Genomic DNA, 1,975 nt, shown 5'->3' with positions numbered 1-1,975 from the left:
TAATAAACTTATTTCGTTTTTAGATTCGTTTTCAGAGGTCAGATCGCACGATGACAAAGCAAGTGCTACAAAAATTGTTATTATCCTTAACATAGTCTTAGGTTTTAGATAAATAACTTTTAGGGAGATGAAAGTCACAAAATTTATTAAAACCTTTCCTTCCTTACGACATCACCTTCGGCATCATAAAATTTCCAGGTTCCTGATTTTTGATCGTTTCTAAAACGGCCTTTAACGATTACATTGCCTGCGCTGTCATATTCAAAGTATCGGCCATGTTTTTTACCATTTTTAAGAGACACCTCATACTTCAATTGACCATTAGCGTAGTAGTCATCCATGGTTTTGTCGGTGAGGTCATCAGGCAAAATATCATCAATGGCGATTGACTCATCGTCATTTTCCTCCTTCAACACCTCTTCCTCAGCAGGCGTATCAATAGCAAAGAGATTAGTAAGATCAGCTGATTTTTTTCTTCCTGCAAACTCAACTACAATCGTATGGCCCAATAAATTGTCATTGGGTTTGAATTGTACACCGGCCATCGGAAAACTCTCGAAATACGTCTTGTTTTCTTTTACAACCTGCCAGTATTCGTTAGTGAGTATCTTTTCGCTATCGGTGATAAACTGCTCAGCATTGATGTACATAAATACCGATGCCTTAGTATCAAACCTGTCCATATGATCTGCAAAGGCTTTGTTGTTATTCAATGTACTACCCGAGCTGTAGTGATTGATGATTTTTCCTAATGTCTTTGGCGTATTGCTAAACACCACATAGTCGTCAAGTACGGTGTAGTAAGGTTTGTCAATTTTAGAAAAGGCCTTGCCAAACATGATTTTGAAAAATCCTTTAACTGATAAAAAATGTATTTGATGCCCTTTGTATTCTATGCCCCTAAACTTAACGGGAGTCTTCTTTTTAATTTGATTTTTAATATATTCTAATCTCTCGGTAGCATCCTCTTTGTCATTATGCCTTATAGCTACAGCAAACTCAGCAGCTCGCGTATTTGCTTCTGCATGTAGTTGTATAATGCCTATTTCATCATCAATCCAACTGAGGAAGTCTTTCTCCAGACTGATGTTCAGGAATTTCTCCAGTTTCTCTTTGTTTGATTTGTAGTCCGGTTCGGTGATGGTGGCTTCAAGGTTTTTATAAAACTTCTCTGCATCATCAAAACCAAAAGTCATGAAAAAGGAAGTGTTTTCAGGGGCAATAATCGGTAGTCTGATTTCGCCTTCACCAGAGCGCTGCAAAGCTCCCAGTAGAGTAGGGATGGAGTCCAGAATATTGCTATTTCCCTCAAGCTGAAGGAATGCATCATCAGTAGACAAGGCGGTACCGGTATATTTCGTGGAATTAAGGAAGTCTAGCATCACAGATTCCTCCTCTGTCAACCACTGATCGATGTATTTTAAAAAGAATTTATGCTGCAAATAGACCCCGATATTATCCTCACCGCCCATTTGTTTGTTGATGTCAATGAAATCCAGATCTCGGGCAATTTTGGGCTCAGCCAGCTGATCTATGGAATTTTCTATAAGGGTATGAGTGGTAGAAAATGCCAAAAGATTATCATTGATCGTAAGGTATAATCGTGTAGTAGATCCTTCAAAGGCCAATTCTGTGATCTCACTGCCGTGAAAATCTCTTGTATAAACCTGCGTGCCTTTATCTGTAAGTTTATCTATGTAGTTTTTTATGAATTGTAGTTTCGTTGCTTTCTGTAAATCAGCTACATAAAGAAAGTCGTACTCATCTCTTCTTACCTCATGCATAGAGATAAGCATGGGCCGGGCCATTACCATTTCCCAAAGGGTTTCATTGTCTTTCATCTCCAGATTGAGACTATCGATACTTTGCCCAACCTCAGCGAAGTAAGTGTTCGTTTTAAGGTAATTCCAGATCTTATTTGATGTAATTTCCTGCCACTGAGCAAAAGGGTCTTCAAGTTCAATTATAATCGAAG

Annotated in this window: 1 protein-coding gene; it reads right to left on the bottom strand. The window is 38.4% G+C overall.

Translation table 11 applies throughout. From position 1 onward, the window contains the following. Window positions 1–146: 146 nt before the first annotated feature. Window positions 147–1,975: DUF3352 domain-containing protein (locus E1176_RS02165; protein WP_185152566.1), on the bottom strand; the 1,829-nt coding region annotated here is incomplete at its 5' end.

Origin of the sequence: Fulvivirga aurantia, assembly GCF_009711475.1 — a bacterium.
GTDB classification, from domain to species: domain Bacteria; phylum Bacteroidota; class Bacteroidia; order Cytophagales; family Cyclobacteriaceae; genus Fulvivirga; species Fulvivirga aurantia.
The sequence above is the reverse complement of the archived record's forward strand: the minus strand, read 5'-3'. Positions and strand labels throughout refer to the sequence as shown.